At 40.1% G+C, this 25,815-nt stretch carries 26 protein-coding genes; 10 read left to right on the top strand and 16 right to left on the bottom strand.

Annotated elements, in window-relative coordinates:
* The first annotated feature begins 12 nt into the window (after positions 1-12).
* The 3 genes from mvaD (at position 13) to BI350_RS03220 (ending at position 3,623) form a co-directional block, all read left to right on the top strand.
* Positions 13-1,014 carry a diphosphomevalonate decarboxylase gene (mvaD, locus tag BI350_RS03230; RefSeq protein ID WP_075529211.1) on the top strand — a complete coding sequence of 334 codons (1,002 nt, stop codon included), beginning with the start codon at positions 13-15 and terminating at the stop codon, positions 1,012-1,014.
* Positions 1,015-1,039: 25 nt separating this feature from the next.
* Positions 1,040-2,194 (top strand): phosphomevalonate kinase, encoded by a 1,155-nt coding sequence (locus BI350_RS03225; protein ID WP_075526817.1) that lies wholly within the window; start codon positions 1,040-1,042, stop codon positions 2,192-2,194.
* 412 nt (positions 2,195-2,606) lie between these two features.
* The gene (locus BI350_RS03220) at positions 2,607-3,623 is read left to right on the top strand and encodes a DMT family transporter (RefSeq protein WP_075526816.1); all 1,017 of its coding nucleotides are present in this window, start codon (positions 2,607-2,609) and stop codon (positions 3,621-3,623) included.
* A 201-nt stretch (positions 3,624-3,824) separates the two neighbouring features.
* On the opposite strand, the gene BI350_RS03215 is transcribed toward BI350_RS03220, so the two are convergent.
* Entirely contained in the window at positions 3,825-4,838 is a 1,014-nt protein-coding gene (locus BI350_RS03215; RefSeq protein ID WP_245698292.1) for a nucleoid-associated protein, read from the bottom strand.
* 117 nt (positions 4,839-4,955) lie between these two features.
* Here BI350_RS03215 and BI350_RS03210 point away from each other — a divergent pair, with 117 nt between their 5' ends.
* Together BI350_RS03210 and BI350_RS03205 are read left to right on the top strand one after the other, a co-directional pair.
* Positions 4,956-5,324: an SLAP domain-containing protein gene (locus tag BI350_RS03210; protein WP_075526814.1), complete on the top strand. Its 369-nt coding sequence runs from the start codon at positions 4,956-4,958 to the stop codon at positions 5,322-5,324.
* A 113-nt stretch (positions 5,325-5,437) separates the two neighbouring features.
* Positions 5,438-7,489, top strand: coding sequence for a catalase (locus tag BI350_RS03205; RefSeq protein WP_075526813.1), 2,052 nt, complete (start codon positions 5,438-5,440; stop codon positions 7,487-7,489).
* A 61-nt stretch (positions 7,490-7,550) separates the two neighbouring features.
* Here the strand turns inward: BI350_RS03205 and BI350_RS03200 are convergent, their stop codons facing one another.
* Together BI350_RS03200 and BI350_RS17030 are read right to left on the bottom strand one after the other, a co-directional pair.
* The gene (locus tag BI350_RS03200) at positions 7,551-7,730 is read right to left on the bottom strand and encodes a hypothetical protein (RefSeq protein ID WP_075526812.1); all 180 of its coding nucleotides are present in this window, start codon (positions 7,728-7,730) and stop codon (positions 7,551-7,553) included.
* Positions 7,731-7,852: 122 nt separating this feature from the next.
* Entirely contained in the window at positions 7,853-7,993 is a 141-nt protein-coding gene (locus BI350_RS17030) for a hypothetical protein (RefSeq protein ID WP_168157243.1), read from the bottom strand.
* Between the two features lie 187 nt (positions 7,994-8,180).
* Here BI350_RS17030 and BI350_RS03195 point away from each other — a divergent pair, with 187 nt between their 5' ends.
* Both BI350_RS03195 and BI350_RS03190 read left to right on the top strand, forming a co-directional pair.
* The gene (locus BI350_RS03195) at positions 8,181-8,528 is read left to right on the top strand and encodes a PadR family transcriptional regulator (RefSeq protein ID WP_075526811.1); all 348 of its coding nucleotides are present in this window, start codon (positions 8,181-8,183) and stop codon (positions 8,526-8,528) included.
* A complete protein-coding gene (locus BI350_RS03190) occupies positions 8,515-9,528 on the top strand; it encodes an HAAS signaling domain-containing protein (protein ID WP_075526810.1) in 1,014 nt (337 codons plus the stop codon). The genes BI350_RS03195 and BI350_RS03190 overlap by 14 nt, the downstream gene beginning before the upstream one ends.
* Positions 9,529-9,580: 52 nt before the next feature.
* On the opposite strand, the gene BI350_RS03185 is transcribed toward BI350_RS03190, so the two are convergent.
* From BI350_RS03185 to BI350_RS03160, 6 genes are all read right to left on the bottom strand, one after another.
* On the bottom strand, positions 9,581-10,798 hold the full coding sequence (locus BI350_RS03185) for a DUF438 domain-containing protein (protein ID WP_075526809.1): 1,218 nt from the start codon (positions 10,796-10,798) through the stop codon (positions 9,581-9,583).
* 214 nt (positions 10,799-11,012) lie between these two features.
* Complete coding sequence (gene bioF, locus BI350_RS03180; RefSeq protein WP_075526808.1) at positions 11,013-12,203, bottom strand: 8-amino-7-oxononanoate synthase; 1,191 nt, start codon at positions 12,201-12,203, stop codon at positions 11,013-11,015.
* Positions 12,200-12,958, bottom strand: coding sequence for a 6-carboxyhexanoate--CoA ligase (bioW, locus tag BI350_RS03175; protein WP_155767460.1), 759 nt, complete (start codon positions 12,956-12,958; stop codon positions 12,200-12,202). The genes bioF and bioW overlap by 4 nt, the downstream gene beginning before the upstream one ends.
* Entirely contained in the window at positions 12,927-13,427 is a 501-nt protein-coding gene (locus tag BI350_RS03170) for a hypothetical protein (RefSeq protein WP_075526806.1), read from the bottom strand. The genes bioW and BI350_RS03170 overlap by 32 nt, the downstream gene beginning before the upstream one ends.
* Positions 13,428-13,618: 191 nt before the next feature.
* Positions 13,619-15,184: a sodium/solute symporter gene (locus BI350_RS03165; RefSeq protein WP_075526805.1), complete on the bottom strand. Its 1,566-nt coding sequence runs from the start codon at positions 15,182-15,184 to the stop codon at positions 13,619-13,621.
* A complete protein-coding gene (locus tag BI350_RS03160) occupies positions 15,181-15,606 on the bottom strand; it encodes a hypothetical protein (RefSeq protein WP_075526804.1) in 426 nt (141 codons plus the stop codon). Before BI350_RS03160 ends, BI350_RS03165 begins: the two co-directional genes overlap by 4 nt.
* Before the next feature lie 718 nt (positions 15,607-16,324).
* Between BI350_RS03160 and BI350_RS03155 the strand changes: the two genes are divergently transcribed.
* On the top strand, positions 16,325-17,026 hold the full coding sequence (locus tag BI350_RS03155; protein WP_075526803.1) for a lysophospholipid acyltransferase family protein: 702 nt from the start codon (positions 16,325-16,327) through the stop codon (positions 17,024-17,026).
* Between the two features lie 238 nt (positions 17,027-17,264).
* On the opposite strand, the gene groL is transcribed toward BI350_RS03155, so the two are convergent.
* Both groL and groES read right to left on the bottom strand, forming a co-directional pair.
* Positions 17,265-18,899, bottom strand: coding sequence for a chaperonin GroEL (gene groL / locus BI350_RS03150; protein WP_075526802.1), 1,635 nt, complete (start codon positions 18,897-18,899; stop codon positions 17,265-17,267).
* A 47-nt stretch (positions 18,900-18,946) separates the two neighbouring features.
* On the bottom strand, positions 18,947-19,231 hold the full coding sequence (gene groES / locus BI350_RS03145) for a co-chaperone GroES (RefSeq protein WP_075526801.1): 285 nt from the start codon (positions 19,229-19,231) through the stop codon (positions 18,947-18,949).
* A gap of 234 nt (positions 19,232-19,465) precedes the next feature.
* On the opposite strand from groES, the gene BI350_RS03140 reads away from it, so the two are divergent.
* Positions 19,466-20,203, top strand: coding sequence for a CPBP family intramembrane glutamic endopeptidase (locus BI350_RS03140; protein ID WP_082294944.1), 738 nt, complete (start codon positions 19,466-19,468; stop codon positions 20,201-20,203).
* A gap of 36 nt (positions 20,204-20,239) precedes the next feature.
* Here BI350_RS03140 and tatC read toward each other — a convergent pair whose 3' ends face one another.
* The 3 genes from tatC to BI350_RS03125 form a co-directional block, all read right to left on the bottom strand.
* Entirely contained in the window at positions 20,240-20,998 is a 759-nt protein-coding gene (gene tatC, locus BI350_RS03135) for a twin-arginine translocase subunit TatC (RefSeq protein ID WP_075526799.1), read from the bottom strand.
* Between the two features lie 17 nt (positions 20,999-21,015).
* Positions 21,016-21,189 carry a twin-arginine translocase TatA/TatE family subunit gene (locus BI350_RS03130; protein WP_075526798.1) on the bottom strand — a complete coding sequence of 58 codons (174 nt, stop codon included), beginning with the start codon at positions 21,187-21,189 and terminating at the stop codon, positions 21,016-21,018.
* Between the two features lie 91 nt (positions 21,190-21,280).
* Positions 21,281-21,931 (bottom strand): redox-sensing transcriptional repressor Rex, encoded by a 651-nt coding sequence (locus BI350_RS03125; protein WP_075526797.1) that lies wholly within the window; start codon positions 21,929-21,931, stop codon positions 21,281-21,283.
* 124 nt (positions 21,932-22,055) lie between these two features.
* Here BI350_RS03125 and BI350_RS03120 point away from each other — a divergent pair, with 124 nt between their 5' ends.
* The gene (locus BI350_RS03120; RefSeq protein WP_075526796.1) at positions 22,056-23,990 is read left to right on the top strand and encodes an ABC-F family ATP-binding cassette domain-containing protein; all 1,935 of its coding nucleotides are present in this window, start codon (positions 22,056-22,058) and stop codon (positions 23,988-23,990) included.
* Between the two features lie 352 nt (positions 23,991-24,342).
* On the opposite strand, the gene tsaD is transcribed toward BI350_RS03120, so the two are convergent.
* Both tsaD and rimI read right to left on the bottom strand, forming a co-directional pair.
* Positions 24,343-25,365: a tRNA (adenosine(37)-N6)-threonylcarbamoyltransferase complex transferase subunit TsaD gene (gene tsaD, locus BI350_RS03115; RefSeq protein WP_075526795.1), complete on the bottom strand. Its 1,023-nt coding sequence runs from the start codon at positions 25,363-25,365 to the stop codon at positions 24,343-24,345.
* Positions 25,365-25,814 (bottom strand): ribosomal protein S18-alanine N-acetyltransferase, encoded by a 450-nt coding sequence (gene rimI / locus BI350_RS03110; protein WP_075526794.1) that lies wholly within the window; start codon positions 25,812-25,814, stop codon positions 25,365-25,367. The genes tsaD and rimI overlap by 1 nt, the downstream gene beginning before the upstream one ends.
* Between the last annotated feature and the right edge of the window lies 1 nt (position 25,815).

Genomic DNA, 25,815 nt, shown 5'->3' with positions numbered 1-25,815 from the left:
AGGAAAGATGACATGCCTGAACATAGAAAGTTTGAACAGGTGACTGCTAAGGCGCATGCGAACATTGCCTTAATTAAATATTGGGGGAAACGGGATGAAGAATTATTTCTACCGATGAATTCCAGTCTTTCGATCACACTAGACAAATTTTACACAGAAACTTCTGTACAGTTTTGCGGGAAATTAAAAAAAGATGTTTTTATCTTTAACAACAATATTGCGGATGAAGCCGAAACGACTAAGGTTTCTAATTACTTAAACCAAATACGAAAAATGGCAGGAGTGGAGCGGTATGCAATGGTCCAGTCAGTTAACCATGTGCCTACCGCCGCTGGGTTTGCTTCCTCGGCTTCTGGATATGCAGCACTTGCATCCGCTGCTGTACGAGCAATTGGTTTAGATATCGATCAGAAGAAACTGACGCAAGTGGCACGAATTGGATCGGGGTCTGCCTGCCGTTCTATTTATGGCGGTTTTGTTGAATGGACAAAAGGAAATTTAGAGGATGGTTCTGATTGTTACGCCAAACAACTTGAAAACGAAGACTATTGGGATTTAAGCATTCTTGCCATCCAATTATCTGCCGAGGAAAAGTCCCTTTCAAGCCGTGCGGGAATGAAACTTACTGTTGACACATCTCCTTATTATGAGATTTGGGTGAAAGAAGCTCAGAAGGATCTTGGGACATTAAAAGATGCGCTTCATCATAAGGACTTTGAACAGCTTGGTCAAGTGACTGAATCCAATGCGCTAAAAATGCATGCGACTACCTTGGGTGCAAATCCGCCTCATTGGTATTGGGAAGCAGGCACCATCTCCGTCATGAATCAAGTAAGAAAACTGAGGGATTCTGGGATTCCGGCATATTTTACAATGGATGCAGGACCAAATGTATTTGTTTTATGTCAGAAAAAAGATCAAGAAGTCGTTGAGCAAACGCTTCTTACCCTTAAAGAAGTTCAAAAAATATATGTTTGCCAGCCTGGCCCTGGGGTATCCTACTTAGCAAAATAACGATTGAAGATAAAGGTGGATAGATATGACTGTTTCAAGTTACCGGATAAAAGCTCCAGGTAAAATGATGATTGCCGGAGAATATGCAGTATTAGAACCTAGACAACTAGCGGTTGTGGGTGCCATTACCCGTTATGTGACTGTCAAGATTGAGGAAGGGACGAAAAACGCCCTCTCCATACCAGCGTTTGGACTAAAAGAGATTACATGGGGTGATGAACCTGAATGTCTACTCAGCACGAAGGATCCTCGACTTCGCTTCATTCAAAACGCGTTAGTTGTTGCGACTCGTTTTCTACGTGAAAAAAATGTGCCCATTCAGAAGTGCTCGATAACCACCTTAAGTGAGCTTGATGATAAAAATTCAGGAGTAAAATATGGGCTTGGTTCAAGTGCAGCAATTACTGTAGCCGTTGTGACCGCAATGATAAAATTCCATCTTAGCGATGAGGACGATGTATCGCAGGATACGATTTTCAAATTAGCTGTGATTGCCCATTTCTTAACACAACAAAATGGTTCGGGGGCAGATATTGCCGCGGCCGTTTATGGCGGACTCCTCGCCTATTGTACTTTCAATGGCGATTGGTTAACAGAGAAATTGGAAAATGACGAGCCATTCGCAACATTAGTCGAGCAGCATTGGCCGGATCTTATGATTGAGCGGCTGAATCCTTCCGAAGCGTTTTCCATGTCTGTTGGCTGGACGAAAAAGTCAGCCGCAACCGGGCCAATGGTCAATAAAGTCCAAGCCTTTCAACTGGAAAGTCCGCTTATGTACGCGCGCTTTTTAGAGGAAAGCCATGCTGCTGTCACCCGTTTCATTCAGGGAATCAAAACAAATCATCAACAAGACGTGTTAGCAGCTATAAGAGAAAACCGTCTATTGCTGAAACGTCTCGGTGAGGATGCAGGTGTGCCAATTGAAACAGCGGAACTCACTAATTTATGTCAGATTGCTGAAAAGTTCGGGAGCGGAAAACCGTCCGGAGCAGGTGGCGGGGATTGTGGCATCGCTTTTTTAAATGACCCGGAGCAGAAGCACAACTTAATCGAGGCTTGGCAGGCCGCAGGGATTGAACCGCTTGATTTGGAAATTTCAAATTCGGGTGTCACCTTCATTGAATATGATTGCAAACCAACTTTAGATCAATACTTACAAATCCAGCATCAACAATAGATGCTGGATTTTTTTTGGTGTTTTTTTGGTGCCAGTCACTCAAACAAACATGAATACTGTAATATTCATGTTTGTTTGAGTTAACGTGAATGTTTCAGTGACTGGCACCTCTATTTTTTTTAGCATAAAACAGACTGATGTTATCATACTAAAAATAATAAATTATAGTCCCACATGTTTTCCCCCAATCCTATGCTCAAAAATCACTTATCGTGGTATGTGGCTTCTGCGCTACAGTATATGAAAGGAAATGTTTATAAACCTTTAGTGATTTACACATATCAAACTGAGTGCCACGATGCTTAAGGGAAAGCAGTGAATGTCAGGTAGCTTGCGTCAGATTTTCATTTTACCTTGACAGGGAGAGTAATTTAGCTCATCTTTACAAACAATTTTACTTGGAGTGAAATGTATGGTTAATAAAAGTGGGTCAACGGGTAAGGCATACTTGATCCTCATCATTGGTATCATTTTTCTCGCCTTTAGTGCCCCTTGGGTGAAACAATCGAACTTCGACCCAGCAACGTCTGTTATTCTTCGCTGTTCGATTGGGGCGCTAGCGCTACTTCCATTCGCCATTAGGGAGGCAAAGAAACTCGGTCCGCTCAATAAGACCGGAGTCATTCTTTCCCTTGTCGCAGGTCTGTTTCTCGGAATTGACTTTACGGCTTGGAACTATTCCATCTACTACGTCGGCTCGGGTATTGCCTCGATCCTGCTAAATCTTCAGATCATTATTTTACCTGCGCTTGCATTTCTAATCGACAAGGAAAGAGTTCCAAGAAGCTTCTTTATTATTGCGCCAATTATGATACTAGGTATCGTTTTGTCTGGTGGCATCATTGGCGGCGGTGGCGAAACAGGAGGACCAACCACCATACACGGGATGCCTATTGCCCTTCTTGGGACCCTTGAGGGTAGTTTATCCGGCATCTGCTACGGAGTTTACCTCTATACGAGCCGTAAAGCGACTAAGGTGAATAAGGGACAGTTTATCCAGCCAATGCTATTGGCGAGCATTTCTCAACTAATAGCGCCAGCGTTTGTCATGTTGTTTTTATCTCACCGCGGCTTCGATGTGACCCACGGTGTAATGGTTAACGGCGTGCTTCCAATGAATCCAGAAACCACTCTCGGTGATCCAATCACTGGCATGAACTGGTTTTGGATGATTGTTTTAGGTGTAGCGGGACAAGCTATGGCATGGACGTTTGTTCAGTATGGTTCCGTTCGATTGAACTCTACGATTGTTGCCGGACTCTTGTTGCTCAGTCCGATTTCTACCGTTGCAATCATTTCCGTCGTTCTCTTCGGTGAGATCCCGAACTTTATTCAGGTCATTGGTATTATTATTGTCCTTGCAGCAGTTGCCTACCAGAATGGACTCTTGAATAAGTTGAGAGGCGTAAAATCGACTGGCGAACCTTAAGCGTTCAAATTGATAAAACTAAGCTTAGTGTAGACATTTTGACATAAATAATTCCCTTACCTTATTAGGTGAGGGATTTATTTATGTAGCAAAAGGTACGACGGTGTATATTCATAAATGACTTCGGCTTTGACAATAAAAGTTTCCGTAACATGCAAAAACCCGCGGTATATCTTCATACCCGGGCTTTCACGAAACTCTTTATTCTTCTTCCTCAAAATAAATCTTATAAAAATTCCGCCCCGTTGCTTCGTCATAACCAACCTGAATCAGGTCATCCACTTGGTCAATATCACGTACGTTAACGACAATTTCAATATTGTTATCCAGCTTTATTTTTCGCTTGAACTTTTGCTCCGCTTTCTCAATGGCACTCTCGGAAATAATCGTTTCATAAGGTTTTACCGAATTCACAATCACATCTCTTTGCACTTCGTCAGGCGCTTCAAAAACCTTTTCAATGTAGGCTTCGACTTGAAATTCCTCTTCATTTCTAAAGTAATCTAGCGTTTTATTTAACAGACCAAGCTTTTCGGTATTCGTAAAACGCTCGTCTTTTAAAATATATTTTTTAACTTCTTGCATCGCCAAATCCGTTTTCTCATATTGTTCATCCGCGACTTTAATTTTTAAAAAACGCTCTTGCCAATAAACAACATCATCTTTCCTTCTCGTTCTAATAAAAACAGCTGGCTCTTCATCTGGTCCCATATCGACAATGACGGCCGCGTTATTAATCTTCCTTACATTAATGCCATCAATGCCGCTAACAGTCATTGTATTTTGCTCACTTTTTACATCTAAAAAGATTTCTTTATCATCAATTTTCACAATAGAAAGGACTTTTTTCGTCTCCGTCCCCATTACACAGTTATCAAATAACCCAATAAACAAATCCCCACTTTTAATATTGGGATGGGTAGATACGCTATGCAAATGCGTTGCGATATGCTGCGATTGCTCCAGGAAATTACTTTCTTCCTGAAAAATCTTCTTCGCATATGTATAGACTTCATGTAAATCAATATCTGTTTCATGAAAAAACTCATATTGCTGATCAAACTGCACTTTACTAAAGGCTAGTTGCGTAAAAGCCGCCTCCATCAGTACTTCTGGTTCAGTGAACACTTCATCTCCTAAAATCAGCGTCTCATCTATGCCATGCATAATATATTGCAATAATTTACTCTCAGATACTTCTAACACATTCTTCACCCTTCTGTCTTCATCCTCGACAATTTACCATATCATATTTTGACACAGCATTAAAAAGAAATCTTCTACTCACCCTGTTATAATAAAACAACTCTCACATACGAGGAGGAAGGTACGATGCAAACATTATTTTTTCAACCTGCTTGGGATAAAACAATTGCACCCGCTGATAGAGAAAAAATTACCCATCTTTTTCAATCGCTACACCTCAATGATGGCATCCAATTTTCATTTCTTTGGGAAGCAATGAATCACAAAAGTGAGCGATTGGTAACAGTGCTCATTCACAATGTTGAAGACACGCCCCTCAGGTTAGCAAACATGGCCATTAGCTATTTAAAAGACAAACAAATGATGACTGGTACGTTTACGCTCCCCTTACAAGTCCCTGAAAGAACCTCCATGCCATGGACATTCATCTTTTCATCAGACAATCAAACAGACCAACTTCCAGCGTACACCATCGTTTACAATAAATACCCCTAACAAAAGGCTTTCACCCGCTTACCACTGCGGATGAATGCCTTTTATTTTATATCATGAATGAAAAGGATCAATCATAAGATGAAAAGGTGCTGAAAATTAATGGGGGTGCTTACATGAGTGAGAATACTTCATCAAATCACAACAAAAATAGAAAACAACAACAACTAGACGAATTCCGTGTGAGAAATGCCGGGAAACCGATGACAACAAATGCTTCGAGAAAAATCTCAGATGACGAAAGAATTTTAACAGCTGGGAAACGTGGCCCTGGCCTGATGGAGGATGTTCATTTTTTTGAGAAAATAACTTCTTTTGTGCGTGAGGAAATCCCCGAGAGAAAAGTTCATGCTAGAGGGTATGGGGCTCATGGAGAATTCGAATGTTATAAGTCAATGAAACAATTTACGAAAGCCGGATTTTTACAAGAGGCTGGTAAAAAGACGCCATTATTTGTCAGATTTTCAACTGTACAAGGAAGCAAAGGATCAAAAGATACAGCAAGAGATTTGCGCTGTTTAGGGATTAAGTTTTATACAGATGAAGGAAACTACGATATGACGCTGATTTCGTTTCCTGTTCTGATTAACCAGGATGCAATGAAATTCCTTGATGTCATACATGCGTATCAGCCGGAACCGCGTACAGGTATGCCGCAAGCTTCCGGCGCCCATGATACATTTTGGGATTATGTGGCAAATAACCCGGAAGCACTTCATATGACATTATGGGTGATGTCAGATTGGGGTCTTATTAGAAGTTATCGAATGATGCCGTCGTTTTCAGTTAATACGTACCTATTTGTAAATGAAGAAGGTGTCGCAACTTTTGTCAGATTTATATGGAAACCTGTTCTTGGGTCGCACTCTTTGCTGATGGATGAAGCGCAAAAAATTGGCGGTATTGATCCAGACTTCCATAGGCGAGACCTTAGAGAAGCGATTAATATGGGCGCTTACCCTGAATATGAATTAGGCGTTCAAATGATTCCAATGGAAGATGAACATAAATACGATTTTGATATTCTAGATTCCACAAAATTTTGGCCGGAAGAGCTAATCCCTGCCGAGATTGTCGGCAAAATGACGTTAAATCGAAATGTGGACAATGAATTCGCGGAGCTTGAGCAAGCTGCATTCAACCCGGCAAATATTGTTCCCGGCATTGATTTTTCCAACGACCCTGTTTTACAAGGTAGGTTACTTGCCTACCGATCGGCACAATACCACCGTTTAGGCAGTAAAAACTATGACCAGTTACCGATTAACCGTCCACTCTGTCCATTCCACAATAATCAGAGAAAAGGGTATATGCAGTACCGTATCGATGTTGACGAAACGAGTTATCATAGAAACTCACTGACAAACAATACGCCTTACACAACGCCGCCTAAAGAAGGAGGATATAAGCATTATCCTACAAAAGTGGAGGGGCATGTTACGCGCGAGGTACCTGAAAAATTTTATGATTACTTTACACAGCCAAGAATTTTCTGGAATAGTTTAACATCTATCGAGAAACAGCATATGATTGAAGCGCTTAGCTATCAGATTGGAAGTTGTGAGAGTGAGTCAGTCCGACAGCAAAACGTTGATCTATTAGTAAATGTAGATAAAGAAATGGCTACCATCGTAGCAGATAACGTTGGGGTTAATCGTCCAACTGGAGATCACGTCCCTGTGTCGACCAGCTATCCTTCTCTTAGCCAGGCAAGTACCCCAAAGTATGCCTACTCATTAAAAGTAGGGGTCCTCGTTGGGGATGGTTTTAATGGAAACGAAGTAACCAATACGCTTAACACCCTTAAGAAATATGGTGTGTTTGTTGTCATCGTTGGTGCCACGCTTGGTACCGTCACAGGTGATGATGGTACAGAACTAAAAGTTGATGAAACATTCATCACAACAAGCCCTTATCTACTTGACTCCATCTATGTTGTTGGTGGAAGCGCTAAAAATATGGAAAGATTCAACTCCGACATTATGAATTATATAAATGTAGCTTATAAGCACTACAAACCTATCGGCGTCGGCTCAAATGGTCATTCTTATATTCATGCCACAGATCGAAATAATTTATCTGGGGTCGTTTTTGCCAAAGATAATCCGAACTTTGGTGAAGACTTTGTCGCTGCGATTGGTCATATGCGTTTTTGGGATAGAAAATAAAAAAATCCAATTCAAAAGAAACCTGCGCCACGTAATGTCAGGCACAGGTTTTTATTATGCATTATTTATTGCGTTTTCGATTTTTTTGTTGGTTTTGTTGTTGATTGTTTTGTTGGAATTCTTGTGCATTAAATCCTTCACCAAATTCAGTGTTGTTCTGATACTGCGCTTCTTGGTTTCGATTCCTTTGATTCTGTTGTTGATTGCGTTGATTTTTTTGGTTCTGGTTGTTGTTCGGCATTGTCACCACTCCATTTATTTTGTTAAGTGATATTTCACTTACACCTCGTAATGTGTACGATTTACTTTAGATGATACTTGTCTATTATTTCCAAAGCAGCTTAAGACAATGCGCTCATTAATTTATTGACTATTATCTTCTCGTTGTTCAGACGGTTCTTCTGTTGGATCCGGTTCGTCTTCGTCAACGCCATTACAACCGAAAAGAAAACCCGCCGACAACATAACCGACATAAACGGTAAAATGATTTTTTTGTATTTCATTCCTCTTCCTCCAATCTAATTTATTCGTTATATTTTGCCCTAAGATTGTTTTATTATCCACAGTTTAGTGGACTTTCTTCATCTCCTAAAACTTTATATAAGTTATTATCCAATCATATTTTATTTATTCTATTGTTACCTAAAACACATTACTGTATGATACATAGTATAAGAAGGTGAGATAATTATCATGTCATTAGTAGAATCTTTCACAACTGAATTAAGAAGAGGGACTTTAACTTTGGCCGTATTAAGCCAATTAGGAACCCCACAATATGGTTATTCATTGGTGCAACGTCTTGAAAAGGCAGGCGTTACGATTGAACAAAGCACGTTATATCCATTGCTTCGCCGACTAGAGAAACAGAAACTCCTAACAAGTAGCTGGGATACGACAGAAAGCAGACCGCGCAAGTATTACGTCATGAATGAATATGGGATTGAAATTTATGAGCAACTCACAAAGGAATGGAAAAAAATGACGCTAGAATTAGCGTCTTTATTGGAAGGAGATGAACATCATGAATCTGATTGAAGCTTATGTTTATGAGGTAACAAGAAGATTACCAGAAAAATCTAGGGATGATATTGCGCTTGAACTACGCTCTACCATCGAAGATATGTTGCCAGATGACTATACAGAAAATGATATCATGGAGGCTCTTTCGGAACTCGGAGACCCGGCGGAACTTACCGCAAGCTACCGTGACACACCCAATTTTTTGATTGGTCCCAAAATATACGATACTTATATGCGGACACTTAAGATCATCGTGCCATGGGCGATTTTCATTACCATTTTAGTCTATATTGTTGAAAGTATTGTCCTTTTTTCTGGAGAACAAAACATTCTCACCTTGATCATTAACGGTCTGGGCATGATAATCGCCAATATCATCACAGTGCTTATCCAGACGTTGTTTTGGGTGACCATTGTATTTATCGTGATTGAACGATTTGGGCTAGATAGCAACACCGAAACCCTCACAAACTTTGGAATAAAGTGGACGCCAGAAGATTTAAAACAGGTGCAAGTCATCCCAAAGAAAAAAGTCATATCAAAAGGTGAAGTGATTTTCGGCATCATTTGGACAGTCATTTGGGTCCCGCTTTATTTCAATGCAGAACGCCTTGTGGGAATTTATCGTTCAATTGATGGGAATGACTTGCAAATGATCATGCCCATTTTCGATCAAACCGTCTTACTATCTTATTGGCCAATCATTTTACCATTTGCCCTACTTGAAATCGGACTTGGAATTTATAAATGGAAAACAAAACAATGGACAAAGAAGCTCGTTACAATCAATGCAATCATAAAAGTATTAAGTGCCATTGCTTTTATTGTCATCGCAAGTAACCCAAACCTCATAAACGAGGCAGTTGTTCCATATATGGCAAATCTACTTGAAATCAGTTTATCCTCAGTGCAAAACATGATGTATTGGGCTTTTTGGACGATTATTGTCACCGTCATCGTCACTTCAGCAATTGAAGTGTATGACAGCTATCGAAAAGCGAAAATAAGATTATGAAACGCGAAACCTCCACACAATATAATCTGTGCGGAGGTTTTTCGATTCATTCCTAAAGCTCACTTAGTCCCATTTTGACTTCGCTCGGTAATTCAAAGAAAGGCTGAATGTCTTGGACGTATTCTAAAATTCCTAAAAACTCCCCTTCATCATTAAAAAGTGATTTATACGTAATATGAATATATTTCCCCTTCATTTTAAACCACATGCTTTCAGAAGTTCGTCTGCCTGTTTTCAGATCACGGATGATTGTCATGACCTTCATCAAACTTTTAGGCGGATGACAATTGGCTACGTTACGGCCAATCGAACTTGGCGTCCGCACAAGCATCATTTCCGATGCTTCTGTGATTTCATTGAAGTACTTAAATAAATCATTTTTATCAACAAATGTGATTTCCAGTGGCAAGTTGTTAAAAATCAGTTGGGCTTCTTCTGTCGTTAAATGTCCGCCACCGCCCATCACAAGATTTTCAGCATGTGGCGTATCATTTGTCTTTTTTTCAACTGTAGGCGTCCATTTTTCTGCTGGTGCTTCGATAATCGCATAGCCAAATGCATCACTTTCATTCGCAACCGCTAACCAATCCGACTGACTAAAGATTGTTTTAAGAATTGGTAAAATGATTGTCTCTTCCTGAAAGATCATTTCTTTAAATTCCCTTGCAAATGCGGTATACCTCATTCGAACACGCTCAACGTCTAGTGGAAGTCGAACAATTTGTTTTTTCAGCGCCTGATATAAGGCACGAATGCGGTCATCTTTCCGCCATACTGTTCGAGCGGGCGCAATGTGGCCGTATCGTTCCATAATTGGGAAAAAGAGCTTCTCTTTGCGATTATAATGATTGTGAAATTCTCCTAGATGAAAGATGTGCTGTGTTAATTCATCACCTATCGTTTGATCTGGATTCTTTTCAATCGATTCCAAAAGTTGTTGGATTTGATTCAAAAGAACTTGAAATGCAGTGTTTTCCGCCTTAAAAATTTGAACGGGATGATTTGTGGCATAATTGATAAACGTATTCTCTTTATCGTTAATAGATAACTGATCATGCATACTCGAAAACTTTTTAACGTCCTCCATCGTCACACCGTAATCACCATTGATTAATTCCAGTTGCATGAGCAGTAGGTCAAGCGGACGCACATCGTTAAAATGTTGTTCAAAGTGGATTTGTAATGCTTCCAACGAACCACCATCACGTAAATATAATATTATTTCTTTTAATGCACTCATTCTTTTTATATCAAATTGCATATTTAACATGATTTCACCTCATATTAATTTTGGATACGAAGATGGATTTCCTATCCGATTTTAGACAATCTTTTAAACCTATATTTTAATTATAACTTATCAAGGGGAATTATTTGTGAATTATATCACGTTAATGAACGATTTCACGATAGATTATGACGGATTGAATAAAAAAAAGACCTTTCGCAACTTACGAAAAGTCTTCAGCAAAACCCGCCAATATTTACACTAGATTACCAACACTCTTAATCACACCCATCCTGCGACCAATCTCACCCACATGATCCACAACGGTTTGAAGCTGTTTCTCGGTATGTGTCGCCATCACAGTAATGCGCAGTCGACTTGAACCTTGTGGGACGGTAGGTGGGCGAATGGCTGGGATGAAAATACCCTCTTCCATCAATTGCTCGGAAAACTGGACTGCCTGATTTGCATCGCCAATTAGGAGCGAAATGATCGGTGTATTTGAGGGACCTATCGTAAATCCTTGACGCGTTAAATTCGTATATAAGAAATGCGCGTTCTTTAACAGCCGTTGACGCCTTTCTGGTTCATATTGAATGAGGCGAATGCCTTCCCGCGCAGCTTCAATCACACCTGGTGATAAAGCGGTTTGAAAAATAAACGTTCTTGCACGATTTCGTAAATATTGAATTGCAAGGGAGGAGCCGGCCACAAAACCACCTTCTGTTCCAACCGCTTTACTTAACGTCCCCACGACAAAATCAACCTCATGTTGCAAGCCAAAATAATCAACTGTTCCACCACCGCGCTCACCCAATACCCCTGTTCCATGCGCGTCATCAACCAGTATGTAAGCATTGTACTTCTTGGCAAGTGCAACGATTTCAGGAAGCGGTGCAATATCTCCGTCCATGCTAAAAACCCCATCCGTCACAATGAGTTTTTTCCCATCCCCTTGCCACGCCCGTAACTTTTCTTCTAAATCCAACATATCTGCATGTGCGTATCGGATTGTTACCGCCTTGCTTAAACGGCAACCATCAATAATACTTGCATGATTCCACGCGTCCGAAAAAATGACGTCCCCTTCTCCCATGACACTTGAAATGAACCCAACGTTCGCCAAATAACCACTGCTGAATAAAATCGACGCTTCCGTCCCTTTTAACTCGGCAATTTCACGCTCCAATTGCTCATGAATCACCATATTGCCAGTCGTCAGCCGCGCACCGCCACTACCCGTCCCGTAAAGAGAAATTCCATTCATCGCCCTTTCTTTTAAGCGCGAATCTGTTGCGAGTCCTAAATAATTATTTGATGAAAACAATACATACTTGTTTCCCTCTATCATCACTTCCGTATCATTTCCCGTTGACAATGAACGCAAAGTTCTCGTTAACCCTTCCGCTTCAATCGCTTCCAGTTGACGTTGAAACCAATCATTCATTCGCTTTCTCCTCCTTGAATAAACACGGGCTTCCTTTCTAAAAAATCAATATACGAATCTATATCTACGTCGTTATGTACAAAAAACACACGTCCCCCACTTTCACATCCCATCCTTTTCAAAGGAGAAATTCTAACATATCCTAGTTGTTGGCTACTTACATACCCCGTTACATAATCTGGATCATCAGACCAACAAAGTTCCGCAACGGTATAAGGGGATTGTGCTACTTTGGTAGCCAAAGCCAATGCCTCTCGAACGCGGACGGAATCCGCTACATGTCCACAATCCGTCCAATCCATGCGTGACACACGGACCCCTTTCTGTCCCCGTTCATCCAATCGTTCACCGGTCTCGCAATTCACAATTGCCGCCCCGCGAAGATTTCGTTCATGATTTAATATCAAAAAAGCATGTTCAATCGCTCGTTCTGAAACACCTGCGGCAGCCAATTGGTCTTTCGCCTTGTCATGCCCTTCTTGAACCGTCGCCACTTCGATTGCCGAAACGTCTAACGGAGGAATAAATTGAAGTTCTTCACCCGGCACTTTTTCAACAACAAGTTGAATAAAATCAGCACTTCCTCTTGAATGATTAGACGCTTTCGCTAATAATTCCGTAGCAATCACTTCCAACTGCAATCGATTGCCCAACCGCTCACCGCCGGATATATGCTTCCCACCTAACTCATGGGCTTTCCCTTCAGCCGCACGCATACGAACACTAAAATACTCGGGGTACATCGTTTCTGGCACCTACTTTCTCATGAATTGTCCGCATCATTTTCGTAATTGGCCACACACATAATGCCGTAATAATCATTCCTGGAATAACTGGAATGAGAAGCGGTAAAATTGGAATATCTAAAGTGAAAGCCAACCCAATACGTGCTACGGCAGTCCCAATTGGACCCGCGAGCACGAGTACAGGAATTGATGTCCCACAAAATAAAATGATCAACCCAACAGTCAGTCGAAAAATGAGTGATATTTCAGCATTGATAATTGTATGTATACCAAGTAAAAGTAAAAGGACAGTTGCAATCATGCCTGCAAGAAAATAACGCTTAAAACCGAAAACTGCCACAATTGCAACCGCAACGGGTGCAGATAACTGAAATTCAGACCCAGGAATCCCCGTTGGAATTTTAAAGTATCCAGCGAGAATAATAAAACAAGCCAACAAAGCAATTTGTGCAATATCATAAGCTGTAAACTTTTTCACTTAGACCACCCTCACTTAATATGAGTTAACCTAAAAATACACTTAGTTAACCTATATTAAATTGAAGCATAGCGAACACATTCTTGTCAATCATTTTTATGCTATATTCAGAGAATTCTAAGCATCCTTCAATGAATAACATATTAAAAAAACAATCCAACCTTAAATAAGGTCGGATTGCTTTAATAAATTTATACTGATTCCTCACTTGCATGTACCTTACGCATAAATGCATTCACGTCTGCTGGTACTTTACCGTCTATTAAGGAAACAATATAAACAGTTAAGAAGCCAATCGGCACAGTAATAATACCCGGCACCCTAAATTGTAATACTTCCGGTAATACCGACGAAAAGAAAATCATAAACATGGAAACGGCAAATCCGACGATTAGACCCGCAATCGCGCCTTTTTCAGTGATTCCACGCCACCAAATGCCGAGGATGAAAATAGGTGCGAATGTGCTTGCCCCAACAGTAAATGCGAGGGCAACAAGATGTCCAATCGATGCCTCTTTTACCAATAAACCAAGGACTCCGTAAAAAACACCGAGGAAAACAATCGATAATTTTGCGGCAAATACCCGCTGTTTCTGCGATAATTCCTTTTTTGAAAACTTTGCATATAAGTCGTGCGCGATTGCCCCTGAACTTGCAATGAATAACCCGGATAAGTTTGAAAATACTGCGGCAAATGCTCCGGCAATTACAAATCCAAGCATCCATTTTCCACCTAGTGCAGTTGCAATCGATGGGATGACCATATTGTCCCCGCCGGTAACTAGGTTTTGCATGACCTCAGGGCTTGCGTTTCCATCCAAAAAGATTGCCCGTCCAACAACACCAAGATAAATGGCGAAAGCGAAAAACAAACTAGCAATTCCAATCGCCATTACAGCTGACTTACGAGCAGCCTTCGCATCTGGATTCGTGTAAAAACGTAGCAATATATGCGGAAGTCCGAGTGTACCTAGTGAAAGCCCGATTAGCATCGAAGCGGAATGCCAAAAGTTTGGATTGAATGCCCCAGCTTTTGCCCAAGTCTCTCCGTCAAATACAACATCTTTTCCATCTGTTGTATAAGCTCCTGTGCCAAATACAGTACCACTAAACTCACTAATTGCAGTCAGGATTTTCTGGTAATGGAATCCTCCGTAAATCGCGGCAGCTACCATTAGAACAAAAGCAAAGAAACGAATCCAAAGCTCCAACGCCTGGTTAATGGTTGTCCCCTTCATACCACCAACCCCGACATAGAAAATCATGACAACACTTGTAAAGATGATGCCAAATTCATAGGATGTCCCAAAAAACATGCTTAAAATTTGAGCAGCGCCAAGTAATTGCGGTGCCGCATAAAAACCTGATATAGCAAGAACAACGATGACGGCTACTATTCTCGCTCTCTTACTATGAAAACGGTAGGCAACAAAATCGGCAACGGTATAAGCGCCGAATTTTCGTAACGGCCCCGCAATAAATAGTGCCAAAAGTGTTAATCCAATCGTAAAGCTAAACGTATAAAAAGCGCCATCATAACCGATGGCAAAAGTTAATCCCGCCAACCCTAGAAAGGTTGCGGCACTTAAATAATCCCCGCCAATTGCCGAACCATTTGTAAACCAGCCGAAACCCCGACCACCTACAAAGAAGTCACTCGCACTTTCGTTCTTTTTTGATAAGTACGTAATATAGACAATCGTTCCCAATAATAGGATTGTAAAAAGGTATTTCGGATCCAATAATAGTTGCATCATAGAACCGATTCCTCCTTACTTACTTGTGCACTTAGCACTTCCTCCTTATTATCCAAAAGACTGGCCTGTATACTTTTTTCCTTCTTCTCCTTCAGATTTGCTTGTAAACTTTTCATTTCCCATCTTTCATAAAGCTTCGTGTGAAGATAAGCAATAATAAAAGCCATCGCCATCGCGACAAGTGTCGTTAAAAACCAGCTATAAGACATGCCGCCAAACATTTTTGCAAATGCCCAATCCGGTTTAAACCAGTTTAATGCTGGAACGGAAAAAATAAAGATAAAGTAAACAATCGATAGCGATAATCCGGTTATAAATTCCGATCTAAGACTGTATCTAGTTTTATCATCTAATTTTGGTAATTTCTTAATGTCAATTGTTTCATAAGGCTCGTCCGTCATGACATATTTTTCCTCTTTCAAATGAACACATCCCCTTCGTTCCCTATCGGTTTTCTTCAGACCTAATGCATCATTTCTCCAATCCTAATTTTTGATAGCTTGTCCTAGAACGCTATTTTGGCGTGGAACTGCATAGGTACTAACTGGTTAGTTGTCTGTTGACTGTAAGAAAACTCTTTATGTAAAAGAGTCTTTAATGGTTCAATTCTGATTATCTATCTATTTTTCTAAGGTGATGTTTTCTAACGAATGCCTGCTTCCACATACTCCCAACGTACACATTCCCGTGAAATCTTAAAAACGCCAAATCATCCCCCTTTGAATTTGGTTCTCAGGATAATCGCACAGCCATTGTTCTCATCGAAGGAAGAGCTTCTCCCCCAAAGATACTATTCCCTTCGTTGTTCCATGAGTACCTGGTTCTGAAAAAATCTTTACGGCTGCATTTTAGTTATCCTCACCCGTTTCAGATATTTCACTGATGCCTCAACAATGCATTCTGTACTGATCATCCCTACCCCCTTTTACTTTAAATTGTTTCTCTTCCGACTAATCAGTCTTTTAAATTATACGAGTCATTTCTAGTTTAGTCAAGTGACTTGGGCGTAACTTATCAGTACATCCAAACCTCCTAATGTGACATTTACAAGCTAAAACAAGTGACATTTATAACTTATTAAATCTACTCATGTCATTTATAATTACCATAGATTAAATATGATTGAGAAGAGGAATAAAAATGCGCACGCTAGTATTTCAAGGATACCTTTGGGGTTATATTTTAAGTAATGCAAACAAATCATTTACTATAAATAAATTAAACAAAGCAGGTAAGAACAAAGATAAATTAAAACTGATGGATAAAATCATTTTAAAGTGTACCAAAAACCTAATTAAAATCTCGGGCGCCGACCTCGTCGTAACAGGAACAGAAAATATCCCTTTAGATGAACCAGTGTTATATGTTAGCAATCATCAAGGTAATATGGATATTCCCATTTTGTATTCAACAGCTCCTCAGACAATGGCTTTTGTTGCTAAAAAAGAAATGGAGAAAATTCCGATGTTGGGCTATTGGATGAAAGAACGAGGATGCGTGTTTATTAACAGGGATAACGCTCGTAGTTCCCTAAAGGCGATTAACCAAGCAATAGAAGGTTTAAAATCAGGTAATTCAATAGCAGTTTTTCCAGAGGGGACTAGAAGTAAAGGCCCTAAAATGGGAAGCTTTAAGCCGGGTAGTTTACGAATTGCGATTAAATCGGGGGTCAAAGTCATTCCCGTGACCTTAAAGGATTCTTACAAATTGACAGGAAAGAAGGGCAAGTGTACACCAGCAAAGGTTCATGTTCACTATTCTAATCCCATCGATTCAAGAAACTTTACAGATACAAACGAACTCGCTACAGCAGTGCTCACACAAATTAAAAGACATTTGTAACAAGCTCGTGTTGGTGGGATGGTCTTAGGCCAATAATAGGTGGGCAAACCGTGAAGCCAACATCGGAGATAACAATATGGAAGAATCCTAATTTTAAAAAGGCCTTTCACCAATTCAATGAATTGATGAAAGGCCTTCTTAATTTAAAATGAATGTCGAAGTGATCATGAAAATTAAATGACCACTAGATGATAAAGTACGCGCTAGTCCATCTTAATAAAGGGGGTTAGCGTTTTCCTTACATCATTCCTGGCATGCCGCCCATGCCGCCCATATCCGGCATTCCGCCAGCATTTTCTTCAGGCAGGTTTGCAACAACTGCTTCTGTCGTCAGGAACATTGCTGCAACAGATGCTGCATTTTGTAGTGCTGAACGTGTAACTTTTGTTGGGTCCACGATACCAGCTTCCATCATGTTGACCCAGTCGCCTTCAGCTGCATCGAAACCAATACCGATTTCTTCGCGCTTTAGACGATCTACAACGATTGAACCTTCAAGTCCAGCGTTGTTCGCAATTTGACGAACTGGCTCTTCAAGTGCACGTAGAACAATGTTCACACCTGTTGCTACATCACCTGTTTCAGTTTCGTTAAGCTCTTCAACTTTCTTGTAAACGTTAATCAGTGCTGTTCCTCCACCTGAAACGATTCCTTCTTCAACCGCTGCACGTGTTGAGTTCAGTGCGTCTTCGATACGAAGTTTACGCTCTTTCAACTCAGTTTCAGTCGCTGCACCTACTTTAATTACCGCAACTCCGCCTGCTAATTTCGCAAGACGCTCTTGAAGTTTTTCTTTGTCGAACTCAGAAGTTGTGTCTTCAAGTTGTGTACGGATTTGGTTCACACGGCCTTCAATTCGAGCTGTGTCTCCAGCACCTTCAACAATTGTTGTGTGGTCTTTTGTCACAACAACTTTCGCAGCTGTTCCAAGTTGTGTAATTTGCGTTTCTTTTAGATCTAGACCTAGATCTTCTGTAATTACTTCTCCACCTGTTAGAATTGCGATGTCTTCAAGCATAGCTTTACGACGGTCACCGAATCCAGGTGCTTTAACCGCTACTGCGTTAAATGTTCCGCGAAGTTTGTTGACAACAAGTGTTGCAAGTGCTTCACCTTCAACATCTTCTGCGATTAGAAGAATTGGTCTACCTTGTTGAACAACTTGCTCAAGAACTGGTAGGATTTCTTGGATGTTCGTAATCTTCTTATCTGTAATTAGAATGTATGGGTTGTCCAATACAGCTTCCATTTTGTCCGTATCTGTCGCCATGTATGCCGATGCATAACCACGGTCAAATTCCATACCTTCAACAACGTCTAGCTCAGTTGTGAAGCCTTTTGACTCTTCAATTGTAATAACGCCGTCGTTACCAACACGCTCCATTGCATCTGCAATTAACGTACCTACTTCTTCATCGCCTGAAGAAATTGCTGCAACTTGTGCAATTGATTCTTTTTCTTCGATTGGTTTAGAAATCACAGTTAGCTCTTCAACTGCTGCTGCAACTGCTTTTTCAATTCCTTTACGGATCCCTACTGGGTTTGCACCTGCAGTTACGTTTTTAAGTCCTTCGCTAATCATTGCTTGCGCTAGAACTGTAGCTGTTGTCGTTCCGTCACCAGCAATTTCGTTTGTTTTAGATGCAACTTCAGAAACAAGCTTTGCACCCATATCTTCAAATTTATCTTCAAGCTCGATTTCACGAGCAATCGTTACACCATCATTTGTAATTAATGGAGAACCAAAAGCTTTCTCAAGAACTACGTTACGTCCTTTTGGTCCAAGTGTTACTTTTACTGTATTTGCTAATGTATCAACACCACGTTGCATTGCGCTACGTGCATCTTCGTTAAATTTAATTTCTTTAGCCATTTATATAATTCCCTCCTGAATTTATACGTGTGGTTTTCGAATAAAAATTAGCCAATAACTGCTAAAACGTCAGTTTCACGTAGGATTAAATATTCGTTTCCTTCATATTTTACTTCAGTGCCGGAATACTTTGAGAAGATAATCCGATCGCCTTCTTTTACTTCTAAGTCGATACGCTGGCCATTTTCAAGGACGCGTCCTGTACCTGCAGCGATTACTTTCCCTTCCTGCGGTTTCTCTTTAGCAGAATCTGGTAATACAATCCCACTTGACGTTTTTTCTTCAGCCTCAACCAATTCAATTACGATACGGTCACCTAATGGTTTCAACAAGTGAAACAACCTCCTCAAAATGATAACTTATATTTTAGCACTCAATCAACGCGAGTGCTAACACACAATTATCATCATAATAAACATCAAAGAAATTTGCAAGTAAAAGGCGCCAATACAAATTTCGACAAGTTTTTATTATGAATTTGATATAAGTAATCATCACTCCCCTTTGCTTCCCTCCTATAAAAAGGATAAAATAATTAAGAGTGATGATTGAAAGGATGTTTCAACTTGAAAAACTGGAAAATTTATCTGTATTTAATTTTGACATATATTATTATGCAACTAGCAAGTGTCGCGCTTGCAAGTCCATTAACACAATATTTTAATGGCGATGCGGCCCTTTCTGCAAAAGAAGCAAAATACCATGGTTTTGCCTGGTCTTTATTCACAACGAACTTATTAGCCGCCATTGTTTTTTACATACTCTTCTTCCGCAAAAAGAATTTCTTCAAAATTTTTGATGGAAAACCTGCCTCAATCGGTATGACAATTGTCTGGGGAATTATCAGCTTCTTCCTTGCGCTATTCGGACAAATGATTGCTGGCATGATTGAAATGACTTTATTTGGAATCGAACCAGGTTCAGATAATACCGCACTCCTTTCAGACATTGCGAAAGTTTCGCCAATCATTATCGTATCAATGGTCATTTTTGCACCACTTTTAGAAGAACTGATTTTCAGACGCATATTATTCGGTGGGCTGTATCAAAAAACAAACTTTATCATCGCTGCAATGATTAGCGCGCTTGTATTTGCGGTTGTCCATAACGAATTAGAACATACGCTTATTTATATGGCACCTGCTCTTGTATTCTCTTTTGTATATTACAAAACAAAGCGATTACTGGCACCGATTATCGGGCACTTCATGATGAATGGATTCGTCGTGGTTATCCAACTCAACTACGACAAAATTATGGAACTTCAAAAACTACAACAATCCGTGATTGCCTTTTTCCAATAAAAAAACTTCCTTCTCTTATTTGGGAAGGAAGTTTTTTTATTCATTTATTTCTTCAATTTGACGCTGTTGTTCAGCCTTCAAATATTTTCGATAACCAATTCGAGAAATGAGTATACTAATTTCATACAGTAAAAATAATGGTACCGTCACAAATAAATGTGAAAATAAATCAGGTGGCGTTATAATAGCCGCTATGACAAATAAAACGAAAAACGCATACTTTCTAACCTTAACTAGAATCGTAGGATTTAAAATACCTAATCGTGTTAAAAATAAAGTAAGAATCGGCATTTGAAATATGAGACCAAAAGGAATCGTAATTTGAATAAGAAAATTAAAATATTCATTAATCCCTAGTGTTTGTGTGATATCAAGCTCATTTGCTAAAGCCATCGTAAACTTCATGATATAAGGAAATAGTATAAAGTAGGAAAATGATATACCGCCAAGAAATAGTAAAAACCCAAACGGAATATAACTTAATGTGACTTTGCGCTCTTTCTCATGAAGCCCCGGACTCACAAATGACCATAACTGATATGATAACACTGGCGAAATAAGGATAAACGAGACAATCACAATGACTTTTAAATAAATCAAAATCGGATCTGTGACATTAAATGCGTTTAACGTTAAACTTTTTGCCTCTTCAGTGTACTGAAGATACTGGATAAGCGGTTTGGCAATAAAAAAACCACCTACCAATGCAATCACAAAGAAAACGACGATGACCATCAGCCGTTTTCTTAGCTCATCTATATGTTCAATGATGGTTAATTGTTTTTCATTCGACATCGGACTAACATCCTTACTTACTTCTTATCATCTTTATTTTTTGGCTCCTCGTCATCGGTAAGTCCTTTTGTTGCGTTTTTAAATTCGCGTAAAGATGAACCAAATGCTTTTCCAATTTCAGGTAACTTTTTAGGTCCAAATATAAGTAACGCAACAACTCCGATAAGGATTAAACTTGGTACTCCTATCATGACGACACCTCCTAGTTGAAAGAACATTTTTCGAACTATACTGTATTCTCTATAATACAGGAAAACTACTTAGGATGCTATGTGTAAGCCATTACAATTGTGACTGTTTGACGTCGTTTTTCATAAAATAAATAAGTGTTTGCAATTCAACTGACAAATCAATCGTATGTACTCGAACAGAATCGGGCGCTGACAGACGTACTGGGGAAAAATTCAGTATCCCTTTAATCCCAATATCTACAAGTTCATTTGTCACATCTTGGGCAACGTCAGCAGGAACTGTTAAAATTGCAAGTTCAATGCCACGTTCCTTTATTTTTTCGGCCATCTGATCCGAATGATACATAGGAATTCCACTGTTTATCATCCCATCTTCAGGTGTCCTTGGGTCAAACGCCATGATAATACGTGTATTATGATTTTTGTGAAAATTATACTTTAAGAAAGCGGTTCCTAAACTACCAACCCCGATAAGCGCAACATCTGTTACTTCATCTTGATCTAATGTTTTACGAAAAAAATCAAGTAAATATTGCACATCATATCCATATCCTTTACGACCGAGCGCACCAAAATGCGAAAAATCTCTTCGAATTGTAGCCGCATCAATTTTCATCGCCTCGCTTAATTCGCTAGAAGACACACGTGTCTTATTTGCGTTCGCGAAGTTTTGTAAAAATCGATAATAAAGAGGCAATCTTTTTGTAGTCGCTTGCGGGATTCTTGATGTCTCATCTATCATGCTAAACCTCCTCGACGTACTCCTCACCTATTCTATCGTACAAGAAATGTCGATTATTGTAAAGTTGTGCATTGCACGCTGCATGCGATTCAATTAGACTATAATTGAATAGAGGTGTAATAAAATGATCGTATTACAAGTGAATGGATTAACGAAATCCTTTTCAGGTTTGAATATAATAGAAAATATCCAATTGGAAGTTCGAAGTCGTGATCGCATTGCACTCGTCGGAAGAAATGGAGCTGGGAAGTCCACCCTATTAAAAATTATTGCGGGTGAAATGAGCGCCGATACAGGAGATATTATCGTTCCTAAAGATACGCGGATTGGTTATCTTGAACAGCATTCTGGAATCGATTCATCCTTAACGATTTGGGACGAGATGATGACTGTTTTCGAACCGCTCCAAGTTATGGAGAAACGTATTCGTGCGCTCGAAGAAACGATGGCGGATCCTGCTGTTTATTCCAATCCGGATGAATTTATGCGTGTCACGAACGAGTATGATGCCCTTCAAACAGAGTTTAAAAATGCGAACGGCTATCAATATGAATCGGATACACGTTCAGTTTTACACGGTATGCGTTTTTATCAAGAGGACTTTGACAAAAATGTAAATACTTTATCAGGCGGGCAAAAGACACGATTGGCCCTGGCAAAAATGCTCCTCAGTAAACCGGATCTATTAATACTAGACGAGCCAACCAACCATTTAGATATCGAAACGCTTAGTTGGTTAGAAAAGTATTTAGTTGGATATGAAGGGGCACTTCTTGTTGTTTCTCACGATAGATACTTTCTCGATGAAATCGTGACGATCGTATACGAAATCTCCAGAACAAAAATGACCAAATATCACGGCAATTACAGTGCCTATCTCACTGAAAAAGCACGTAATTACGAACGTGATAGGAAGCAATATGAAAGAGAAATGAGCGAGAGAGCGAGGATGGAGGATTTTATCCAGCGAAATATCGCCCGTGCATCCACGTCTAAAATGGCACAAAGCAGACGTAAAATGTTGGAAAGAACCGAATGGATGGCGTCCCCCGATGGAGATGAAAAATCGGCAAGTTTTACCTTTCCAATTGGTCGCCAAAGTGGCAATGATGTATTGGCCATCGACAATCTCTCCATTGGTTATGAGGAAGGTCCAGTATCGAAAAACCTGAATATCCATGTTTATCGCGGAGAACGCATTGCGATTATTGGACCAAATGGTGTTGGGAAATCAACCCTACTCAAAACAATCGTTAATAAGCATCAACCACTTGCAGGTGATATACGGTACGGTACAAATGTACAATTTGGCTATTACGACCAAGAACAAGCATCTCTTACAGGCAATAGCACCGTATTAGAAGAGCTGTGGCGTGACTGGCCGATGATGAATGAAAAAGACATTCGCGGCATCCTGGGTCGCTTCCTTTTTTCAGGCGATGATGTGAATAAACATGTTTCCACATTATCCGGCGGTGAAAAGGCTAGACTGGCACTCGCTAAACTAATGCTTCAACAATCAAACACGCTAATTTTAGACGAGCCGACCAACCATTTAGATCTAGATAGCAAAGAAATCCTTGAAAATGCGCTTGATGATTTTCCTGGGACAATCCTATTCGTTTCCCATGACCGTTATTTTATTAACCGAATCGCAACAAAAGTGATTGACCTAAACGAAAATGGCGCTCTAGAGTATCTAGGGGACTATGATTACTTCGTTGAAAAGAAGCAGGAACTGGCTGAAATCCAAGCGGAAAAAGACAATCTGCTTCAAGTGACATCTAACAAAGTCCAGCAAGTACAAGAAGAACTAAACCGAGAAGAAAAAAGACAGCTTAGAAGAATCACGAGAGCCATAGAAGAAGCAGAAAAAACAATCGCTTCCCTCGATGAAAAAATCGCTGAGTTTGAAACCGAACTATCAAACCCAGACTACGCTGATGACCATGTAAAATTAATGGAAATTCAAGCTGAAATTGATGCATTACAGGAAAAGCATGATAGCGAGGCTGAAAATTGGTTGGATCTTCAAGAACAACTCGAAAACTTCTCCTAAAACTAGATCGTTCACTAAAATGAACCAGTTCATTTTAGTGAACGATTTATCATTTTTTGTCGAAACTCGTAAATTCTATTCAATTTCTGCCGATACTATTTCCACAATCTTATCCACACTATGAATATAGTAATCACGGTAATTCAATGATGTTTTCCACACTATCCACAACAATACAATGAGTTATACACAAAGTTATCCATTTATAACCGTAATTAAATTAAGTTATCAGATTCTTATCAACAACTTATCCACAAAGTGTGCATAAGTACGAATGTTCCTCTTGACAATTCCATTGTAAGAAATATTAAAAACGCGTAAGTTGTCTAAACTTAACAACTTACGCGTTCGTTTATTTCGACCAAGAAACAAGCTCCATTCCCGGTCTTCCATTCATTGATAAATCGCTCCGAACACCATTCTCATACATAGACGCGCCTGCTGCTGCAATCATCGCTGCGTTATCTGTACAGAGATAAATTGGTGGGACATAAAACGGAATATTTAATTCTGAAAAAGCTTCAGTCAGTGAAGTACGTAACTGTTTATTCGCCGCTACACCGCCAGCCGCAATCACTTGTTTCACTTCATATTGTTCTGCCGCTTTTTTGGTTTTAGTCGTTAAGACATCTACGACACTATTTTGAAAACCAGCTGCCATATGCGCTGGATTAACAGTGCCCCCGCGCTGCTCTAGATTATGTTTATAATTAATGACTGCAGATTTTAATCCGCTAAAACTAAAGTCGTAAGAATCTGGCTCTAGCCAAGCTCTTGGAAACTCAATCTCATCATCGCTCTCAGCCGCCAAACGGTCGATCTCTGGACCACCTGGATACGGAAGGTTCAACACCCGCGCAACCTTATCATAAGCTTCCCCAGCTGCATCATCACGTGTTTCACCAATTAACTCGAATGAACCATGCTCTTTCATTAAGACAAGCTCTGTATGCCCGCCTGAAACAATCAGTGCCAGTAGCGGAAACTCCATACGTTGGACAAGTTGGTTCGCATAAATATGCCCCGCAATATGATGCACGCCAATAATCGGCAACTGATGTGCAAATGCAAATGCTTTCGCTGCGTTAATGCCGATGAGAAGCGCCCCAACCAATCCAGGCCCCTCTGTCACAGCTACTGCATCTAAATCACTCGGTTGCAATTTGGCTTGTTGCAAAGCTTCCTCAATGACAATCGTAATTTGTTCTACATGGTGACGAGAAGCTATTTCCGGTACGACACCACCAAATCTTTTCTGACTCTCAATTTGTGAAGCCACAACATTTGAAACAATCTCCGTTCCATTTTTAACAATAGAAGCCGCCGTTTCATCACAACTCGTTTCAATCCCTATTATATATTGATCTTTTTTCATCATAACTCCACCCACATGACGAGCGCATCTTCACGATCGTCCGTATAATAGTTTTTCCGGATTCCACCATCTTGAAATCCGAGTTTTCGGTACATATTCTGGGCAACCTCATTGCTGACACGAACTTCTAATGTCATGAGTCGAACGTCGAGATTACGGCAAAGCTTAATGCCTTCACGCAACAATTGTTCTCCAATTCCATTGCCTCTGTAACGCTTTAACACTGCAATATTCGTAATATGACACTCATCCAGCACAATCCACATGCCGCAATGTCCGATAACCTCTTCCCCGTCCGTTGCCACGATGTAATGCGCGTAATTGTTTCCTTTCATTTCGTGCTCAAAAATCTCTGCAGTCCAAGGCGTTGCAAATGCTTCTTCTTCAATTTTGACAACGTCAGGTATATCTTGCTCCGTCATTACTCTATAATTTATCACGTCAATCATT

Source organism: Sporosarcina ureilytica (assembly GCF_001753205.1).
GTDB lineage: Bacteria > Bacillota > Bacilli > Bacillales_A > Planococcaceae > Sporosarcina > Sporosarcina ureilytica.
The sequence above is the reverse complement of the archived record's forward strand: the minus strand, read 5'-3'. Positions and strand labels throughout refer to the sequence as shown.